Source organism: Arthrobacter sp. 147(2020) (assembly GCF_013116715.1).
GTDB lineage: Bacteria > Actinomycetota > Actinomycetes > Actinomycetales > Micrococcaceae > Arthrobacter_D.
In genome coordinates this window covers 38,779-53,589 of the sequence record NZ_JABFOM010000009.1, presented here as the reverse complement: position 1 = coordinate 53,589, position 14,811 = coordinate 38,779, and the positions used below count along the sequence as shown (strand labels likewise).

Sequence of the window (14,811 nt, the reverse complement as noted above, 5' to 3'; positions counted from 1 at the left end):
CGGCCGGCAAGCTCTCATCGGAGCCGATGAGGGACGCCAGCTCGGGCGTCACGCAGTCTGGTCGAGGGCACGACACAGAGCGTCATTATGGGCGGGCCGGGCGGCGCGACCAACGCCGCCCCAGGTGCCGGTCCTGATCAGATGAGGACGTTGGCCCGTGCTGGCAACCGGCGTAGGGTGTCATCACACCCACGCGTACCCCGGCCGGGTTGCCGGAATCTCACCTGGAAGGACCTCCCATGACCATCCCGCAGCCACCGGAGCCAGATCCGGATCCAACCTCCCCGTCGCCGGATCCGGACACCGCGTCGGACCCATTCCCTCCGGGCGAGCCAGGCATCCCGGAGGTACCCGCCGTTCCGGGCGTTCCCGGCGAGGACCCGCTGCCCGGGACCCTTCCTGAACAGCCCTATCCGGAACCCGGGCCGTCGGTCCCACCCTTTGGGTAAGACCACTCCCTCGGACAGCGCTCCCCTGGCCGAGGCCGCCGCGTACCTTTACGGACTGCCCCTGGAGGAATTCACCGCTGAACGCAACGCCCGAGCCAAGGACATTGCCGACAAGGAAATGGCCAGCCAGGTCAAAAAGCTACCCAAACCGTCACTGGCGGGCTGGCTCATGAACATGTTGACCCTGCACCGCCGTCCCGCGGTGGACGAAGCCCTGGCATTGGGAGTTGAGTTGCGGGCTGCCCAGGAGAACCTCGATCAGGCCCGGATGAAGGACCTTGGCCAACAGCGGCAGCGGCTACTGGCTGGGCTGGGCAAGGACAGCTTAGCCCTCGCCAAGGAGCTGGGCCACGGTGTCAGCGCATCGGTTGCCGCCGAAATAGAACAGACGTTCCGCGCCGCGATGACCGACCCGGACGCGGCAGCTGCGGTGGCCACCGGCCGGTTGTTGCGCGCCCTCACTGCCAGCGGCTGGGATGCAGTCGATCTTGCTGGCGCAGTGGGTGGGCCCTTTGACCGGCCCACCAGCGGCCCTGCCTCCGGGTCGCAGAAGGCCGGGGACGACGGCGACGCAGAGGTCGAGGACGCCCGCAATGACCTGGAAGACGCCGAACGGACGCTGGCAGATGCCGACGACGACGCCGAGGATGCGGGACGGCGCATCGCCAAGCTGCAGGACCGCCGTCAGGACCTCTCCTCCGAGATTGAGGAGTTGCAGCGCCGCCTGACCGAGCTGAGGAACGATCTGCGATCACTGGACGGGCAGATTGACGACGCCGAACGCGTCCAGTCGGGCGCCGTACGCGCCGCCCGCGACGCGCAGCGGGCCGTGGACAAGGCCAAACGCCAGCTGGAGCGACTCCTCGGCTGACGAAGGCAGGCTCTTGCGGAACCTCCCGGACCGGTCCAGACTACGACCAGCACCGCGTTGAACCCGTATTCAGTCCCCTCCACCCCGCACCCGAGGAGCCCCGATATGTCAGTGATGACCACCTGTCTCTGGTTCGACACCCAGGCCGAGGAGGCAGCGAAGTTCTATGTGTCGCTGATTGGGAATTCTCGGATCACCAACATTTCCCGGTACGGCGACGGCGCCCCGGTCCCCGCCGACACGGTGATGACTGTGGATTTTCTTCTCGACGGCGTCCCCTACCAGGGCCTCAACGGTGGGCCGATGTTTCAGTTCACCGAAGCGGTGTCGCTGGTTGTCAGCACTCCTTCCCAGGAGGAAACCGACCGGCTCTGGACCGCGCTGACGGCTGATGGTGGAGAGGAGTCGATGTGCGGCTGGCTCAAGGACAGATACGGGCTGTCCTGGCAGATTGTCCCCGCACGCCTCGGCGAGCTATTGGCTGGCCCCGACGCCGAGGGAGCCTCCCGCACCATGCAGGCCATGCTGACGATGCGCAAGATTGAGATCTCTGAGCTGGAGCGCGCCTACAACGGCGGATAGACGGGCTGGCCCGCTCCACCAACAGTTCCTCGTATCGCTTCCAATGCTTACCCTCCGGAAACCGCGCGTTAATCCGGCGGTGTCACCATGGGGTTTGACTGACCGGCCAATTCAACGAGGGATCAATGACACGTATCGGCCTCATTAGGGTTCTCACCTCCTCTGATCCACGTCTACTGAACATCCATGGGCGAGCGGTCCGGGAGTCTTTCGGCGTCGACGTGCTGTCCCGCGCGGTGCAGGACCAGCCGGAAGGCGTGCACAATCGCCTGACCCACAACGCTGCCGCGCCTAAGGTCCTGGCCATTGCGGCGGAGCTGGCGCCCCTGGTGGACGGCATCATGATCAGCTGCTCCTCCGATCCAGGACTGGACGACGTCCGCAGCCTTGTCGACCTGCCGGTGGTCGGCGCCGGTTCGGCGGGCGCAGCAGCTGCGCTGGCGCTGGGATCCCGCGTGGGAGTGCTGGCTCTGGGTGCCGCGCCGCCACGCGCGGTATCGCAGATCCTGGGCATCCAGCAGTACTCGGTCCGCTCCCCCGACGGCGTCCGGCATACCCAGGATCTGCTCACCCCGTCCGGCGTGTATGAAACCTACCGTGCAGCGGAACGTCTGGTCGACGATGGCGCGGATGTGATTCTGCAGGCGTGCACCGGTCTGACCAGTATGGGAGTGACCCGCGAGCTACGCCGCCGTTACGGCCTACCAGTTGTTGACGCAGTGCTCGCCGCCGGGTCTGCCCTCACCCTTCAGCTGGCAGCCCTCGGTACCCAGCGCTCATCGGAGCAATTGGCCGGCGCAACCCGGTAGGGCACCCCGACCTGCCGCCCGCGTCCCGAACCGTCGTACTTCGCCGTGATGGCGCAGGTTACTGGCCGCTGGGCCGGGTGCGGCGGCTGAGTTTGGTCAGTGAATCCCATCTCCGGGCGGCAAGCCGCTGCAGGTCGCTCTTCGAACCAGTTGGTACAGGGTTCCGCGATCTCCGCCGATTCGGCCAGCTGACCCTCTTCCGGTCTGCTGACCGGGTTGCCCTAGGATCGTCAGCTGGTTGTGTCTCCTCTGGCTGTGTCACCGCATCGCTGCTGTCCGGCTGCGCTGGTGTGTCCTCGCTGACTTCATGATTGCTCATCATCGTCCGCCCCCTCCACAACATCATGTGTCAGCCGCCCCTCGGCTGACCCGTGCTCTCCTCTGGACTGCAGCTCCTCAGTAAGGAGCCGGTAGTCCTCGTGTGCCCCGAATGTGGGAAATTCCTGGTCCAATTCGCTGAAGACTCGGTCACACAGAGTTGCAAGCTCACTGACCGAAAGTTCTGAGAGGTCCTCCGGAAGCCCGGACACCGGGGCCTCAGGATCGGACGGCTTCGAGGGGAAATCAGGTTCCCACTCGGCTGTGGCCATCAGGCGTGCGCCCGCCTCAGCTGCCATCTCGTGCTGTTTCATTTTTTCACTCCACAAGACACTTCTGTTCCTGTGGCCCCCTGCTAAACCTTGATCTGATCATAAGACCAAACACCCGTTTGGTAAACAGGTGTCGGGGCTGATGCGGGCCCATGGATGCTGCCTACACTGGCCTCCTCGGCAGATAGTAAGTACACTTGGTGGTTGAACTAAGCGATAAAACGCATCTGCACCCCCATGATCATCCTGTTTTAACTCTCGCCGGGTAGTGAGGATGTCCGACCGCGTACCGAGCCTCCCGATTCGGGTAGCTACCACTCGTTACAACGTGGACGGGAGCTTCTAACCTGAAGACCCCCGGGAAGAACAGGACACCATGATCGACTACGCCATTGAAGCGCTACCCCTCCATTCGCCGCAGGCGTTGGTCAATTTGGAGCGCGAACTCGAGAATCCCGTCGCCTGCCATGCCTTCATCCAGATCTCCATCGGCATGTGGGATCAGCGGTACTACCGGCTGACCCACGCTCTCGATGATCGCGACGAAGCACAGTTGATGGATGTCATCCTCAGCATCGAGAGTTCCTGCAAGATGCTCGGACTCCAGCAACTTGCCGCGTTGGCCACCCTGATGAAAACCCGACTCACGAACCATGACCTGAACGGTGTGCAGAATCTCCGTGAGCCTCTTGAGCACTGCGGACAGTTGAGCATGCGGGCGCTTCGAGCTGCCTACCCGGCTTAGGCAGGCACCAGATCAGACTGGGCCGGACAGGATCAATTGGTCAGGACCCGGCCCCGGCCGACCCTGATCGGTCTGCGCGCCACCGCGCAACCTCGGCATCGATGTCGCGCGTCCGGGTAATCACCGGCGGGCCACCCAGCAACTGACGACGTGCGTTGATCACCCTCCGGTTGAACTCCTCGAGGATCTCCCGGACCCCCGCCTCTGTCCGTTCGGCCCTGAGCCGACCGTCCAGCTCAGCGTCGTCCTTCCGCAGGAGGAACGGCTCCGGGGCCAGACCCGTCAACCGTTCCCGAACAATCAGTTCCTTGACCCACCAGTCGGGGTCGACGCTCTGCGCGGCACGATACCCCTTGGCCCGCTGCACCCGGCGGGCTGCGTCATTCATCTTGTCGTTCATGTCCGTCTCCCGTGCGCTAACCGCCTGCACACCCAGTATCCAAAGATCGCGCACCAGCGGCAACAGGAATACCCGGGGCCGCAGATGGTTGTACCGGGCATGAGTGAACAGATAAAGACAATCGGTTTGATCGGCAGCGGCCACATCGGCTCCCAGTTGGCACGACTTGCCGTAGCGCATGGCTACGACGTCGTGGTGAGCAACTCGCGGGGGCCTCAGACCCTGCAGGACCTGATCGCCGAACTTGAATCATCACCTGGCACGGGCACCGCCCGCGCGGGAACCCCCGCCGAGGCAGGCGCGGCGGGCGACGTCGTCGTCGTGACTATTCCGCTGAAGAACATCGCCTCGGTACCCGCCGAGCCGCTGGCGGGGAAGATCGTCATCGACACCAATAACTACTATCCGCAGCGTGACGGGCACATTCCGGTCCTCGACAACGAAGCGAGCACCACCGCCGAACTGCTGCAGGACCTCCTACCTACCTCGCAGGTAGTGAAGGCATTCAACAACATCTACTCGGCGGATCTGACCACGAAGGGCACCCCCGAGGGATCTCCGGGGCGGCGTGCCCTGCCGATTGCCGGGGACTCTGCTGCGGCCAAGGAGACGGTTGCCTCCCTCATGTCTCAGTTTGGGTTCGACCCGGTCGACGCCGGCGCGCTGTCCGAGGGGTGGCGTTTCCAGCGGGATACACCCGCGTACGGTCCCACGTTCGACGTCGATCAGCTGCGGGATGCGCTCTCGCGGGCGAAGCGTTACGCGGAGATGGACTAGGCGGCGCGCTGGTCGCCGAAGTAGGCCAGGGCCTGGTCGCGGACCACGTCCGGGCGGTCATCGACGATGAAGTGCGCCGCGTGATCGACCACCTCAAGGGTGACGTCGCTGGCATAGGCCTCGTAGCCGTGGACTAGTTCCGCTGACATGACCGTGTCCTTCGCGCCCAGCAGCACCCTGGTGTCAGTGGTCAACAGGGTACTGCGGTAGGTGCCCTTCAGCGCCCGGACACCCTCGGGCTGAATGAAGCGGCGGTAAAGCGCCGACCCCGCGCGGGCCCGGGCCGGATCGGTGAATCGCCCGGCGAAGATGTCCAGGTCCTCGGGAGTAAACGCTCCCTCCCCCGAGTACTGCAGCAGCAGGTAGCGGACAAGCGCCTGGTCCCGCTTGCCCAGCAGCTGCGGTCCGACGAACGGCAGCGGGACGACCAGGTTGTAGGGAGCGCCGCGCAGGATCGCAGCGACTAGTCGTCGGTCGAAATCGAAGAACGGTGGCGGAATACTGAGCGCCAGATGCTTGCGGACCCGGTCGGGATGCTGCAGGCACAACTGGTATGCCACCAGCGAGGACCAGTCGTGGGTCAACAACGACACCTTTTCCAGATTCAAGGCATCCAGCAGGCCAAGGAGGTCGGCGAGGAGCTGCTCCCGGTGGTAACCACTGGCCGGAGCGTCGGTCCAGCCGGCACCCCGGAGGTCGGGGGCGATTACCCGGTGGTGGTGCGCGAGGGCTGGAAGAACTTTCCGCCACTCCCACCAGTGTTGCGGGAATCCGTGCAGTAGCAGCAGCGGATCCCCGGAGCCCGCTTCGGCAACGTGCATGCGCAGCCCGGGTAGGTCGAGGAAGCGGTGTTCCACTCCATCGAGGTGGGGCATCGACTCGTCGGTGGTCGTCATTCTACGATTTTACTACGTTCATAGTGCTGCGTCACTATGTTTATAGTATTGGTTATGGACTCTCCGAGGGTACGGGCATTGGATGCAGCGATCGAGCTGTTGGGGACCAGCGGGCTGCGCGCGTTGACCCATGCCCGGGTCGATCAACGTGCCGGTCTGCCGAAGGGATCCAGCTCCAACTACTTCCGCACCCGCGCCGCGCTGCTGTCTGGAGTTGCCGACCGGATTGTGGCGCGGGAGATACCGCCGGTCGCAGCAGCCGCCCCCGCCACAGCCGATGAACTCATTGAACTGCTCGGAGGACTGGTGGAACATGTCAGCGGCCCCGACCGGACCCTGACGACCGCACGGCTGGTGCTGTTCATGGAGGCGAGCCATAACCCGGGACTGCGGGATGCCGTCTCGGCTGGCCGCCTAGCCATGGAAGGGTCGGTCCATCGCATCCTCGACGGACTGGGGGCGCTTGATCCTGTGAACACAGCACAATCATTGATGGCATGTGCGGAAGGGTTGATCCTGCACCGCATCGTCCGCCATGACCAGAGCGACCCCCGTCCGGCCTTCGCGCTGGTGGTCAGGGGCGCTCTGGGGCGATAGCTAGTGGGTGTCCAGCTTCTGGTCAGCGCCCGCTGATCAACGCCGACGCCGGTACCGCCTCGGTGGCCAGCTGGTAGGCCCGTCCATGAGGGATCTACCAGTCGTGGATTGTGCCGTCCTTCAAACGGTTGAACGGAAGATAGGCAGGATTGTAGGGATGCGCGGCGGCGGCTTCCAGATTCAGGTCGACGCCGAGTCCCGGCTTCTCGCCCGGGTGCAGGTAGCCGTCCTCGAAGCTGAAGGACTGCTGGAACACCTCATTGGTGAGATCCCCGTGGCGCATGTACTCCTGGATGCCAAAGTTGTGGATGGCCAGGTCCAGGTGCAGGGCGGCGGCCATCCCGACCGGTGAGATGTCGGTGGGCCCGTGGATTCCCGATTTGATCTGGTACTGCGCCGCGTAGTCGAGAATCTTCTTCATTGCACTGATCCCGCCGGTGTGGGTCACCGCCGAGCGTACGTAGTCGATCAGCTGTTCTCTGATCAGCGTCTGGTAGTCGAATACCGTGTTGAACACTTCGCCAATGGCCAGAGGTGTCGTGGTGTGCCGCCGCACCAGCCGTAGCGCATCCTGGTTCTCCGCCGGGGTGCAATCCTCAAGCCAGAATAAGTCGTATGGTTCCAGGGATTTGCCCAGCCGGGCGGCCTCGATCGGCGTCATCCGATGGTGACCGTCGTGGAGCAGCGGCAGTTCCGGACCGAACTCGCTGCGTACCGCCTCAAAGACCGTGGGAATGTGGCGGAGGTAGGCGCGGGTATCCCAGTCCTCCTCGGCGGGGAGTGCCGCCCGCTGCGCGGGCTCGTAGTCATACCGGGTGCCTCCGACGCTCGGCTGCGCCGCCACCCCATAGACGGCGTCGATACCCGGCACGGCAGTCTGGATCCGGATTGCCTTGTAGCCCAAGTCCAGGTGCTCACGCACCGAGTCGAGAATCTCTGGGATGTCCCGCCCACTGGCGTGCCCGTAGGCGCGGATACCATTCCGGGAAGCACCACCCAACAGCTGGTATAGGGGCATCCCGGCCGCCTTGGCCTTGATGTCCCAGAGTGCGACGTCGACCGCTGCGATCGCGGCCATGGTTACCGGGCCGCGACGCCAGTAAGCTCCGCGGTAGAGAAACTGCCACGTGTCTTCGATCCGGTGCGCATCCCGACCGATCAGCAACGGCACCACGTGATGCTCCAGGTATGCGGCAGCGGCTAGTTCGCGACCGTTCAGGGTGGCATCGCCGAGGCCGGTCAGGCCGTCCTCCGTGGTGATCTGGAGGGTGACAAAGTTCCGGTCCGGGCTTGAGACGATCACTTCTGCGCTCTTGATTTTCACTGGGTCTCCTCGAGATGAACTGCTACTAGATGAAAGCGGGTGGTTAGCGGGTGGTTAGCGGATGGTGCTGCCGGCGGATTGTCCTGCCAAGTGCAATTCGTCGCGGTAGGGCAGGTTTTCCCAGTCACCGGAACCGGCAACTGCGAATGCGCCGAGGGTGACCCCGCGCAGCAACCGGGCGGCGGTGGGTTCGCCGTCGAGCAGGGCGGAGAGGTACCCGGCGGTGAACGCGTCGCCGGCCCCTACCGTGTCCACCACCGGCACCGGCATGGCGTCCTGATGGAGAGCGTGTTGCCCCGCTGTGAACATCGAGGCTCCGGCCGGGCCACGTTTGATGATGACATCGCTGACGCCCCGGTGGTGGAGGCTGGCCACAGCGTCGGCTTCGGACCCCTCGGGGGCCACGAGGGCGAGTTCGTCCTCGGAGGCGATGACCAGATCGGCCAGATCCGCCAGCGGAACCAGGACTGCAGCAGCCGCAGATACGGTCCACAGTTTGGCCCGATAGTTGACGTCGAAGCTGACCAGGATACCCCGGCGCTTCGCCTCCCCTGCGGCCCACAGCGTCGCCTCTGCGGCACTGGTGGACAAGGCAGGGGTGATGCCGGTCAGGTGGAGGATGCGTGGCTGGCAGTCCAGCGCTGTCTTCAGGTCGTCGATACAGAGAGCCGAACCCGCAGAGCCTGCCCGGTAGTAGGCGGCGCGGGACATGTCGGCAATCCGCTTCTCCAGCAGCATCACTCCGGTGGGTCGACTGGGATCCGTAACGACGAGGTCAGTCATCACCGCCTCGGCGCGCAGAGTCCGCAGCGCGAAGGTGCCCACCTCGTCGTCGCCGAGGCGGCCCACCCAGCTCGCCAGATGGCCAAGGCGGGCGAGTCCGATTGCCACGTTGGTTTCCGCTCCGCCGAGGGACATTGTCATCGCTCCCCCGGCTCTCAGCAACCCTTCCGCGCGAAGGGAGGCCATCGTCTCTCCGAAGGTCACCACCTCGACCTTCGAACCGGTTGGGGCCCTGTCACTCATTCAGCGACGGCTGCCGCGAGGTCCAGGTACCGCCGCGCACGTTGCCGTAACGCGGCGAGGTCCCCTCCCGACGCCGAGTCCCCGATGAGGGGTGAGCCCACACCTACTGCGGCTGCCCCGCGCGCCAGATAGTCAGCTGCCGCAGCCTCGTCTACCCCACCGACTGGCACAAATGGGATGTCCGGGAATGGGTCACGCAGCGCGGAAAGGTACCGAGGTCCGCCGAGCGACGCGGGAAAGAGCTTGATGCCGGTGGCGCCTTGACCCATGGCCGAGAACACTTCAGTGGGGGTCAGCGCGCCGGCAATGACCGGCAGCTGAAGCCGCACGGCTGCCGCCACCGATGCGGACACCGCCGGGGTGACGATGAACTGACCGCCGACAGCAGCGACGCGTTCAGCGTCGTCGACCGTGAGCACAGTGCCAGCACCGACGGTCGCCCTGTCCCCCACTTCCTGGTGGACGGCGGCGATGACGTCGACGGCGTCGGGAGTGTTCAGGGAGATCTCAAGGTAGCGAACCCCCTCGTCAACAAGGGCGACGGCGGTCCGGATCGATGCGTCCCGGTCGGTGCCGCGGATGATCGCCAGCAGGCGGGTGTTGGTCAGTCCGGCAAGGAAGTCAGACATGGGTGGTCCTTTCGTAGTGCTGGAAGGCTGGCTCTACCACTCGGCGTAGGAGCCGTCGTCGTGCCGCCACACGGGTGAGCGCCAGGCGTGGCCGCTCTTGTCCACCCGGCGAACGGCTGCCTCGTCAATTTCGATGCCCAGGCCCGGTCCGGTGAGGCGTTCCACATGGCCGTCAACAAACTTCAGTGGCGTCTTGTCGAGCACGTAGTCGAGTACCTCGGCGCCTTGGTTGTAGTGGATGCCGATGCTTTGTTCCTGGATCAGGAAGTTGGTGGTGGCGAAACCCACCTGCAGGCAGGCAGCGAGCGCCAACGGTCCCAGCGGGCAGTGCGGCGCCAGCTGGACGTCGTAGATTTCGGCGAGGGAAGCAATCTTTCGGACCTCGGTGATGCCGCCGGCGTGGGAGAGGTCGGGCTGCGCGACGGAGATTCCCGCCTGCAGCACCGGGAGAAACTCCTGCCGGTTGTATAGCCGCTCCCCCGTGGCGATGGGGATGCTGGTGGAGCCGGTCAGCCCGCCGATCAGGTGTGAGTTCTCAGGCACCGTGGGCTCCTCGAGGAAGAACGGGTGCAACGGTTCGAGCAGCGGCGCCACCCGTCGGGTGTTGGCGAGTGTGAACCGACCGTGGAAATCAACTGCCACATCCCGGTGCGGGCCAAGGACCTCGCGGGCCGCGGCGACGCGCTCGACGACGGCGTCGATTTCCGCAACGCTGCCGAGCGGGCTCATCCGGCCGCTGGCATTCATCTTCACGGCGGTCAGCCCCACTTCGAGCTGCGCGGAGATGGAATCGGCCACCTCGGCGGGCTCGTCGCCGCCCACCCAGCCGTACATCCGGATCCGGTCCCGGACGTGTCCTCCGAGCAGCTGGTGCACCGGCACACCGAGAGACTTCCCGGCAATGTCCCAGAGAGCCTGATCCAGGCCAGCCACCGCGCTGGCCAGGATCGCGCCGCCGCGGTAGAAGGACCCCTTGGTCATGACCTGCCAGTGGTCTTCTATCCGCAACGGGTCGGCGCCGATCAACAGTTCGGACAGTTGCTTTACGGCGGTGCGCACCGTCTCGGAGCGGCCCTCCACCACAGGCTCGCCCCACCCGACGATGCCGCTGTCGGTCTCCACCCTGACAAAGAGCCACCGTGGCGGGACGAGGAAGGTTTCAATCCTGCTAATGCGCATGAATGTTGCTTTCGGTGAGGTACGCAACAATGAGGTCAACCATTGCCTGCGGCGGGAGGGAGATGTCGATGGTGAGCCCGCGTTCGTCGTCGCCCAGATTCTGCAGGCTTTCGTATTGGGAGGCGAGCAATGACGGCGGCATGTACTCGTGTTCGCGCGCAGAGATCCGTGCGGCCACCAATTCCATCGTCCCGTGCGGATGCACTACCACCAGCTCCGGGACATGCCCACGCAGCAGGTCCCGGTAGGCGAGCTTCAGCGCCGAGCAGGCGACGACGATGCCGGTCTGCCGCCCCTGCGCGAGCACATTGCCCACGGTGTGCAGCCAGGGCAGCCGGTTGTCGTCGGTCAACGGAGTGCCCGACGCCATCAAAGTCTTGTTGTCCTCGGGATGCAGGTCGTCTCCGTCAATGAAGCTCACACCGAGGCGTTCAGCAAGCAGCGCGCCGATGGTGCTCTTACCAGAGCCTTGCACCCCCATGACCACGATCGGCGGGGTGGGTCTGTTAGTCATTGCTAGCCCTTGGTCGCGCCGGCGGTGAGACCGGAAACAATGTACTTCTGGGTGAACAGGGCGATGACCATGATCGGGATCGTGACCACCACCGAGGCGGCCATCAGGCCTCCCCAGTCGATGCTGGCATAGGCCACGAAGTTGAAGATCGCGACGGGGAGTGTCTTCGTCTCGGCACCGGAGAGCACCAAGGCAAACATGAAGTTGTTCCACGAAAAGATGAACGAGAGGATTCCGGCAGTCGCGACTCCGCCGATAGAGAGCGGGAGTGTGATCTTCAGGAACGCGCCGATGTGGGTGAGTCCGTCCACCCGGGCGGCTTCCTCAAGTTCCAGCGGCATCGAATCGTAGTAGGACATCATGATGTACACGATCAGTGGGAGGGCCACGAACATGTGCGAGAGGATCAGCACCCCGTACCCACCCACCAGGGACAGGTTCGAGAAGACGTAGTACCACGGCACCAGCAGGCTGACGCCCGGGATGATGCGGGCCATCAGCACCACGAGGGCAGACCGGCGCATCGCGAACCGGCTCATCGAGTAGGCGGCGGGGACTCCGATAATCAGGGACAGCGCGGTGGAAGCAAACGCCACCCAGAAGCTGTTGAACACGAAGGAGAAGTAGTTGTTCCGGCCGAGGACTGTCTCGTAGTTGGCCGTGGTAGGGCTGAAGATCAGCGTCTTGCTGGCGTCGTAAATGTCGACGTTGGTTTTCAGAGACGCCAGGAACATCCAGACGAGCGGCGCGATGAAGGCAAGGACCACGAGGGTCAGTGCGACGACCCGGAAGATCTTGTAACCCTGCCGACGCAGCGGCTTCTTTCGGCGCTTCGGGATTCCCACGGGCTGGGTGCTTCCCTGGCCAAGGTTGGGAGCGATCGTGCTCATGGGCTACACGTCCTTCCGGCGCCGGGTCAGAACCCACATGGCCGCGATGATGATGAGGAAGAAAAGGATCAGGACGGTCGAGGACAATCCGTAATCGTTGTAATCGAAGCTCAGCCCGTAGGCGTAGATGTTCAGCGTCTCGACCTCGTTGAAAGATCCACCGCCCCTGCCCTTCGTGGCGTAGAGCAGGTCGAAGGTCTTGAGTGCGTCAATGCTGCGCAGGAGCACTGCGACAATGATCGTCGGCATAAGCAGGGGAACTGTGACGTAGCGGAAACGCTGCCAGGCGTTGGCTCCGTCGATCCGGGCCGCCTCGTCGGGTTCCTCCGACAGGGAAGTGAGGCCGGCGAGGAGGATGATGACCACCATGGGGGTCCACTGCCAGATGTCGATGAAGATGACCGTGGGTAGGGCAGTCGACTGCCCGGAGAGCCACGGCTGAGCAGGAATGCCAACGAAACCAAGAATCTGGTTGGCGAAGCCGATGTTCGGGTCGAAGATCAGCCGCCACATCATGCCGACGGCAACCGGGGTGGCGACGAGCGGCAGGAGGATGGCCACCCGGACCCATTTTTCACCCTTGAAGGGGCGCCACAGCAGGAGGGCGATCGCCATGCCGAGGACCATCTGGACGGCGAGGGCCACCGAGGTGAAGGCGAAGGTCCGGCCGACTGCGGGCCAGAAGCGTTCGGTGTCGGTGAGCACCTCAGCGTAGTTGGCGAAGCCGATGAAGTCGGATTCCGCACGCACCGACCCGGAGGAGTCAGTAAGGCTCAGGTACATGGTCCAGCCGAGCGGAAAGATGATGAGGATGCCGACAAAGATCATTGCCGGTGCGGCGAACAACCATTTTCGGTGGTTGTTTGCCCAGTCGGAGTAGGCCTTGTAGCGGGTGTTCCCTGGCCTGCGATCCTTCGGCGGGTTGGTCCTCGGTGGGGAGGCGACAGTCATGGTCAACGTCCTTGTTGCAGGAATTGCAGTGGTTGCATTCTTGGTGGGTGGAGCGCGTGAGAGGTGTTGCGGAGCCCCGTCTCACGGGCGAGCCGGTAGTTGCGCCGCCCGACGAAGTCTTCTTCCGCCGGGCGGCGCCGCATCGCGGGCGGCTGCGGGAGCCGCCTCAATCGTTATTCGCGTTCGTCGTCCAGGAATGACTGGAAGGATTCGCTGGCCGCGTCAGCAGCGGCGTCGACGTCCCCGCCGGTGATGCCGATGACGAGCGGGTCGCCAACGATTTCGCGGGCCTCAGCCACATTGATCACGAGCGGGCGGTCGTAGCCCACGCCGTTCTCGGCGCTTGCTTCGATAGCGGCTGCGAGGTCCTCGGGGTAGGTCGAGGTGCCTTCAGGGTCGGCCCAGACCGAGGTGCGGGGACCTGGGACACCTTCCTGCTGGATTTCGAGGACCATTTCCTTGCTGGTGGCCCATTCGAGGAACTTCCAGGCGTTGTCCTGGTTGTTCGACGCCTCGTTGATACCGAGACCCCATGAAGGAACGTTGTAGGGCTTGGAACCGGCCGGGCCGGCAGGCAGTGGGGCAAAACCAACATTCTCGGCGACCTGGGAGTTCGCTGGGTCAGTGGCGTTTTGGTACAGGCTGTCAGCCTCGGTGTAGAAGGCGGCACCGCCCTGGGTGAAGATCGCCATTGCCTCGGGCCAGCTCATGTCGGTGCTGACATTCTCTGGTCCGTACTCGTTGATCATGCGGCCGTAGTAGGCATAGGCTTCCTTCGCTTCAGGCGACGCGACGGCCGAGTTGCCCTCTTCGTCGATGAAGTCGCCGCCAAAGCTGTACAGGAAACTGGAGAACTGGGTGACTGCCGGTGACTTGCCGGTGCGGGCCACGAAGCCTGCGACATCAGGATTCTCTTCGCTGATCTGCTGGGCAGCCTGTTCGAGTTCCTCGAGAGTTTCGGGGACCTCAAGGCCAGCCTCTTCGAGGAGGTCGGTGCGGTAGTAGAGCACCTCGCGCTCGGTGATGGTCGGGATGCCGACCACCTTGTCTTCGAACGTGGTGGAGTCGACGGGGCCGGACTGGAAGTCGGCCCATTCCCAGTCGGGGTTGGATTCCACGCGTTCAGTCAGGTCTGCCAGGTAACCGTTCTGCGCGAACAGCTTGCCTTCCTGCAGCGGGCGATACATCATGACATCGATCTCGTCGGTGCCCGCATTGAGCTGCACGTTGTACTGGGCGGAGAGCTGATCCTCACCGAGCTGGGTGAGTTCAACAGTCAGGCCGGTCTCCTCCTCGAATTCGGGAATGGCCTCGATGATTTTCTCGGTCCAAACGTGGTTGGCGAGGGTGACGCGCAGAGTGTCGGAAGCTTCATCGCCGCCACCTCCGCCGCATGCTGCAAGGGTTCCGCCAAGCAATGCCGTGACCGCCAGTCCGGCTACCCGCATAGTTTTGCGCTGCACTGTTGCTCCAGTTCTCTTCGTTGAGGACACCCGCGTTGACCGGGGCCAGGAGTAGATGATCGGTTTACATCTGCTATAAACCAAGATAGTAGTGACAAAGATCATACTTAAGCAACCTC

The 14,811-nt window shown here is 64.0% G+C and carries 18 protein-coding genes; 7 read left to right on the top strand and 11 right to left on the bottom strand.

Going from position 1 to position 14,811, the window contains the following annotated elements; genetic code table 11:
* The first annotated feature begins 239 nt into the window (after nt 1–239).
* From HMI58_RS08625 to HMI58_RS08610, 4 genes are all read left to right on the top strand, one after another.
* Nucleotides 240–449: a hypothetical protein gene (locus tag HMI58_RS08625; RefSeq protein ID WP_171619037.1), complete on the top strand. Its 210-nt coding sequence runs from the start codon at nt 240–242 to the stop codon at nt 447–449.
* Nucleotides 442–1,320, top strand: a complete 879-nt coding sequence (locus tag HMI58_RS08620; protein WP_171585533.1) for a YscO family type III secretion system apparatus protein — start codon at nt 442–444, stop codon at nt 1,318–1,320. Before HMI58_RS08625 ends, HMI58_RS08620 begins: the two co-directional genes overlap by 8 nt.
* A gap of 105 nt (nt 1,321–1,425) precedes the next feature.
* Complete coding sequence (locus HMI58_RS08615) at nt 1,426–1,902, top strand: VOC family protein (protein ID WP_171585534.1); 477 nt, start codon at nt 1,426–1,428, stop codon at nt 1,900–1,902.
* Between the two features lie 125 nt (nt 1,903–2,027).
* Nucleotides 2,028–2,711 (top strand): aspartate/glutamate racemase family protein, encoded by a 684-nt coding sequence (locus HMI58_RS08610; protein WP_225667991.1) that lies wholly within the window; start codon nt 2,028–2,030, stop codon nt 2,709–2,711.
* Nucleotides 2,712–3,016: 305 nt separating this feature from the next.
* Here HMI58_RS08610 and HMI58_RS08605 read toward each other — a convergent pair whose 3' ends face one another.
* On the bottom strand, nt 3,017–3,343 hold the full coding sequence (locus tag HMI58_RS08605) for a hypothetical protein (RefSeq protein ID WP_171619035.1): 327 nt from the start codon (nt 3,341–3,343) through the stop codon (nt 3,017–3,019).
* Between the two features lie 334 nt (nt 3,344–3,677).
* Between HMI58_RS08605 and HMI58_RS08600 the strand changes: the two genes are divergently transcribed.
* Complete coding sequence (locus HMI58_RS08600) at nt 3,678–4,046, top strand: hypothetical protein (protein WP_171619033.1); 369 nt, start codon at nt 3,678–3,680, stop codon at nt 4,044–4,046.
* Nucleotides 4,047–4,086: 40 nt separating this feature from the next.
* Here HMI58_RS08600 and HMI58_RS08595 read toward each other — a convergent pair whose 3' ends face one another.
* Nucleotides 4,087–4,446, bottom strand: coding sequence for a hypothetical protein (locus tag HMI58_RS08595; RefSeq protein WP_171619031.1), 360 nt, complete (start codon nt 4,444–4,446; stop codon nt 4,087–4,089).
* A gap of 111 nt (nt 4,447–4,557) precedes the next feature.
* Between HMI58_RS08595 and HMI58_RS08590 the strand changes: the two genes are divergently transcribed.
* A complete protein-coding gene (locus HMI58_RS08590) occupies nt 4,558–5,223 on the top strand; it encodes an NADPH-dependent F420 reductase (RefSeq protein ID WP_171619121.1) in 666 nt (221 codons plus the stop codon).
* Here the strand turns inward: HMI58_RS08590 and HMI58_RS08585 are convergent.
* Complete coding sequence (locus tag HMI58_RS08585) at nt 5,220–6,119, bottom strand: alpha/beta hydrolase (RefSeq protein WP_171619029.1); 900 nt, start codon at nt 6,117–6,119, stop codon at nt 5,220–5,222. The two genes, HMI58_RS08590 and HMI58_RS08585, sit on opposite strands and share 4 nt — an antisense overlap.
* Nucleotides 6,120–6,173: 54 nt before the next feature.
* Between HMI58_RS08585 and HMI58_RS08580 the strand changes: the two genes are divergently transcribed.
* Nucleotides 6,174–6,716: a TetR family transcriptional regulator gene (locus tag HMI58_RS08580; protein ID WP_171619027.1), complete on the top strand. Its 543-nt coding sequence runs from the start codon at nt 6,174–6,176 to the stop codon at nt 6,714–6,716.
* A gap of 94 nt (nt 6,717–6,810) precedes the next feature.
* On the opposite strand, the gene manD is transcribed toward HMI58_RS08580, so the two are convergent.
* The 8 genes from manD to HMI58_RS08540 all read right to left on the bottom strand — a co-directional run bounded on the left by manD (nt 6,811) and on the right by HMI58_RS08540 (nt 14,692).
* The gene (gene manD, locus HMI58_RS08575) at nt 6,811–8,040 is read right to left on the bottom strand and encodes a D-mannonate dehydratase ManD (protein WP_171619025.1); all 1,230 of its coding nucleotides are present in this window, start codon (nt 8,038–8,040) and stop codon (nt 6,811–6,813) included.
* Between the two features lie 54 nt (nt 8,041–8,094).
* Nucleotides 8,095–9,066 (bottom strand): sugar kinase, encoded by a 972-nt coding sequence (locus HMI58_RS08570; protein ID WP_171619023.1) that lies wholly within the window; start codon nt 9,064–9,066, stop codon nt 8,095–8,097.
* Nucleotides 9,063–9,695, bottom strand: a complete 633-nt coding sequence (locus HMI58_RS08565) for a bifunctional 4-hydroxy-2-oxoglutarate aldolase/2-dehydro-3-deoxy-phosphogluconate aldolase (protein ID WP_171619021.1) — start codon at nt 9,693–9,695, stop codon at nt 9,063–9,065. The genes HMI58_RS08570 and HMI58_RS08565 overlap by 4 nt, the downstream gene beginning before the upstream one ends.
* 33 nt (nt 9,696–9,728) lie before the next feature.
* Nucleotides 9,729–10,874: a galactonate dehydratase gene (dgoD, locus tag HMI58_RS08560; protein ID WP_171619019.1), complete on the bottom strand. Its 1,146-nt coding sequence runs from the start codon at nt 10,872–10,874 to the stop codon at nt 9,729–9,731.
* Entirely contained in the window at nt 10,864–11,388 is a 525-nt protein-coding gene (locus HMI58_RS08555) for a gluconokinase (RefSeq protein WP_171619017.1), read from the bottom strand. Before HMI58_RS08555 ends, dgoD begins: the two co-directional genes overlap by 11 nt.
* A gap of 2 nt (nt 11,389–11,390) precedes the next feature.
* The gene (locus tag HMI58_RS08550) at nt 11,391–12,278 is read right to left on the bottom strand and encodes a carbohydrate ABC transporter permease (protein WP_171619015.1); all 888 of its coding nucleotides are present in this window, start codon (nt 12,276–12,278) and stop codon (nt 11,391–11,393) included.
* A gap of 3 nt (nt 12,279–12,281) precedes the next feature.
* A complete protein-coding gene (locus tag HMI58_RS08545) occupies nt 12,282–13,229 on the bottom strand; it encodes a sugar ABC transporter permease (RefSeq protein WP_225667992.1) in 948 nt (315 codons plus the stop codon).
* A gap of 173 nt (nt 13,230–13,402) precedes the next feature.
* The gene (locus tag HMI58_RS08540) at nt 13,403–14,692 is read right to left on the bottom strand and encodes a sugar ABC transporter substrate-binding protein (RefSeq protein ID WP_318779170.1); all 1,290 of its coding nucleotides are present in this window, start codon (nt 14,690–14,692) and stop codon (nt 13,403–13,405) included.
* Nucleotides 14,693–14,811 lie beyond the last annotated feature (119 nt).

Bases quoted from the DNA above. Each gene is read 5' to 3' on its own strand.
- HMI58_RS08625 (WP_171619037.1), top strand. From the start codon at position 240: ATGACCATCCCGCAGCCACCGGAGCCAGATCCGGATCCAACCTCCCCG.
- HMI58_RS08615 (WP_171585534.1), top strand. From the start codon at position 1,426: ATGTCAGTGATGACCACCTGTCTCTGGTTCGACACCCAGGCCGAGGAG.
- HMI58_RS08610 (WP_225667991.1), top strand. From the start codon at position 2,028: ATGACACGTATCGGCCTCATTAGGGTTCTCACCTCCTCTGATCCACGT.
- HMI58_RS08605 (WP_171619035.1), bottom strand. From the start codon at position 3,343: ATGAAACAGCACGAGATGGCAGCTGAGGCGGGCGCACGCCTGATGGCC.
- HMI58_RS08600 (WP_171619033.1), top strand. From the start codon at position 3,678: ATGATCGACTACGCCATTGAAGCGCTACCCCTCCATTCGCCGCAGGCG.
- HMI58_RS08595 (WP_171619031.1), bottom strand. From the start codon at position 4,446: ATGAACGACAAGATGAATGACGCAGCCCGCCGGGTGCAGCGGGCCAAG.
- HMI58_RS08585 (WP_171619029.1), bottom strand. From the start codon at position 6,119: ATGACGACCACCGACGAGTCGATGCCCCACCTCGATGGAGTGGAACAC.
- HMI58_RS08580 (WP_171619027.1), top strand. From the start codon at position 6,174: ATGGACTCTCCGAGGGTACGGGCATTGGATGCAGCGATCGAGCTGTTG.
- HMI58_RS08570 (WP_171619023.1), bottom strand. From the start codon at position 9,066: ATGAGTGACAGGGCCCCAACCGGTTCGAAGGTCGAGGTGGTGACCTTC.
- HMI58_RS08565 (WP_171619021.1), bottom strand. From the start codon at position 9,695: ATGTCTGACTTCCTTGCCGGACTGACCAACACCCGCCTGCTGGCGATC.
- dgoD (WP_171619019.1), bottom strand. From the start codon at position 10,874: ATGCGCATTAGCAGGATTGAAACCTTCCTCGTCCCGCCACGGTGGCTC.
- HMI58_RS08555 (WP_171619017.1), bottom strand. From the start codon at position 11,388: ATGACTAACAGACCCACCCCGCCGATCGTGGTCATGGGGGTGCAAGGC.
- HMI58_RS08550 (WP_171619015.1), bottom strand. From the start codon at position 12,278: ATGAGCACGATCGCTCCCAACCTTGGCCAGGGAAGCACCCAGCCCGTG.
- HMI58_RS08545 (WP_225667992.1), bottom strand. From the start codon at position 13,229: ATGACTGTCGCCTCCCCACCGAGGACCAACCCGCCGAAGGATCGCAGG.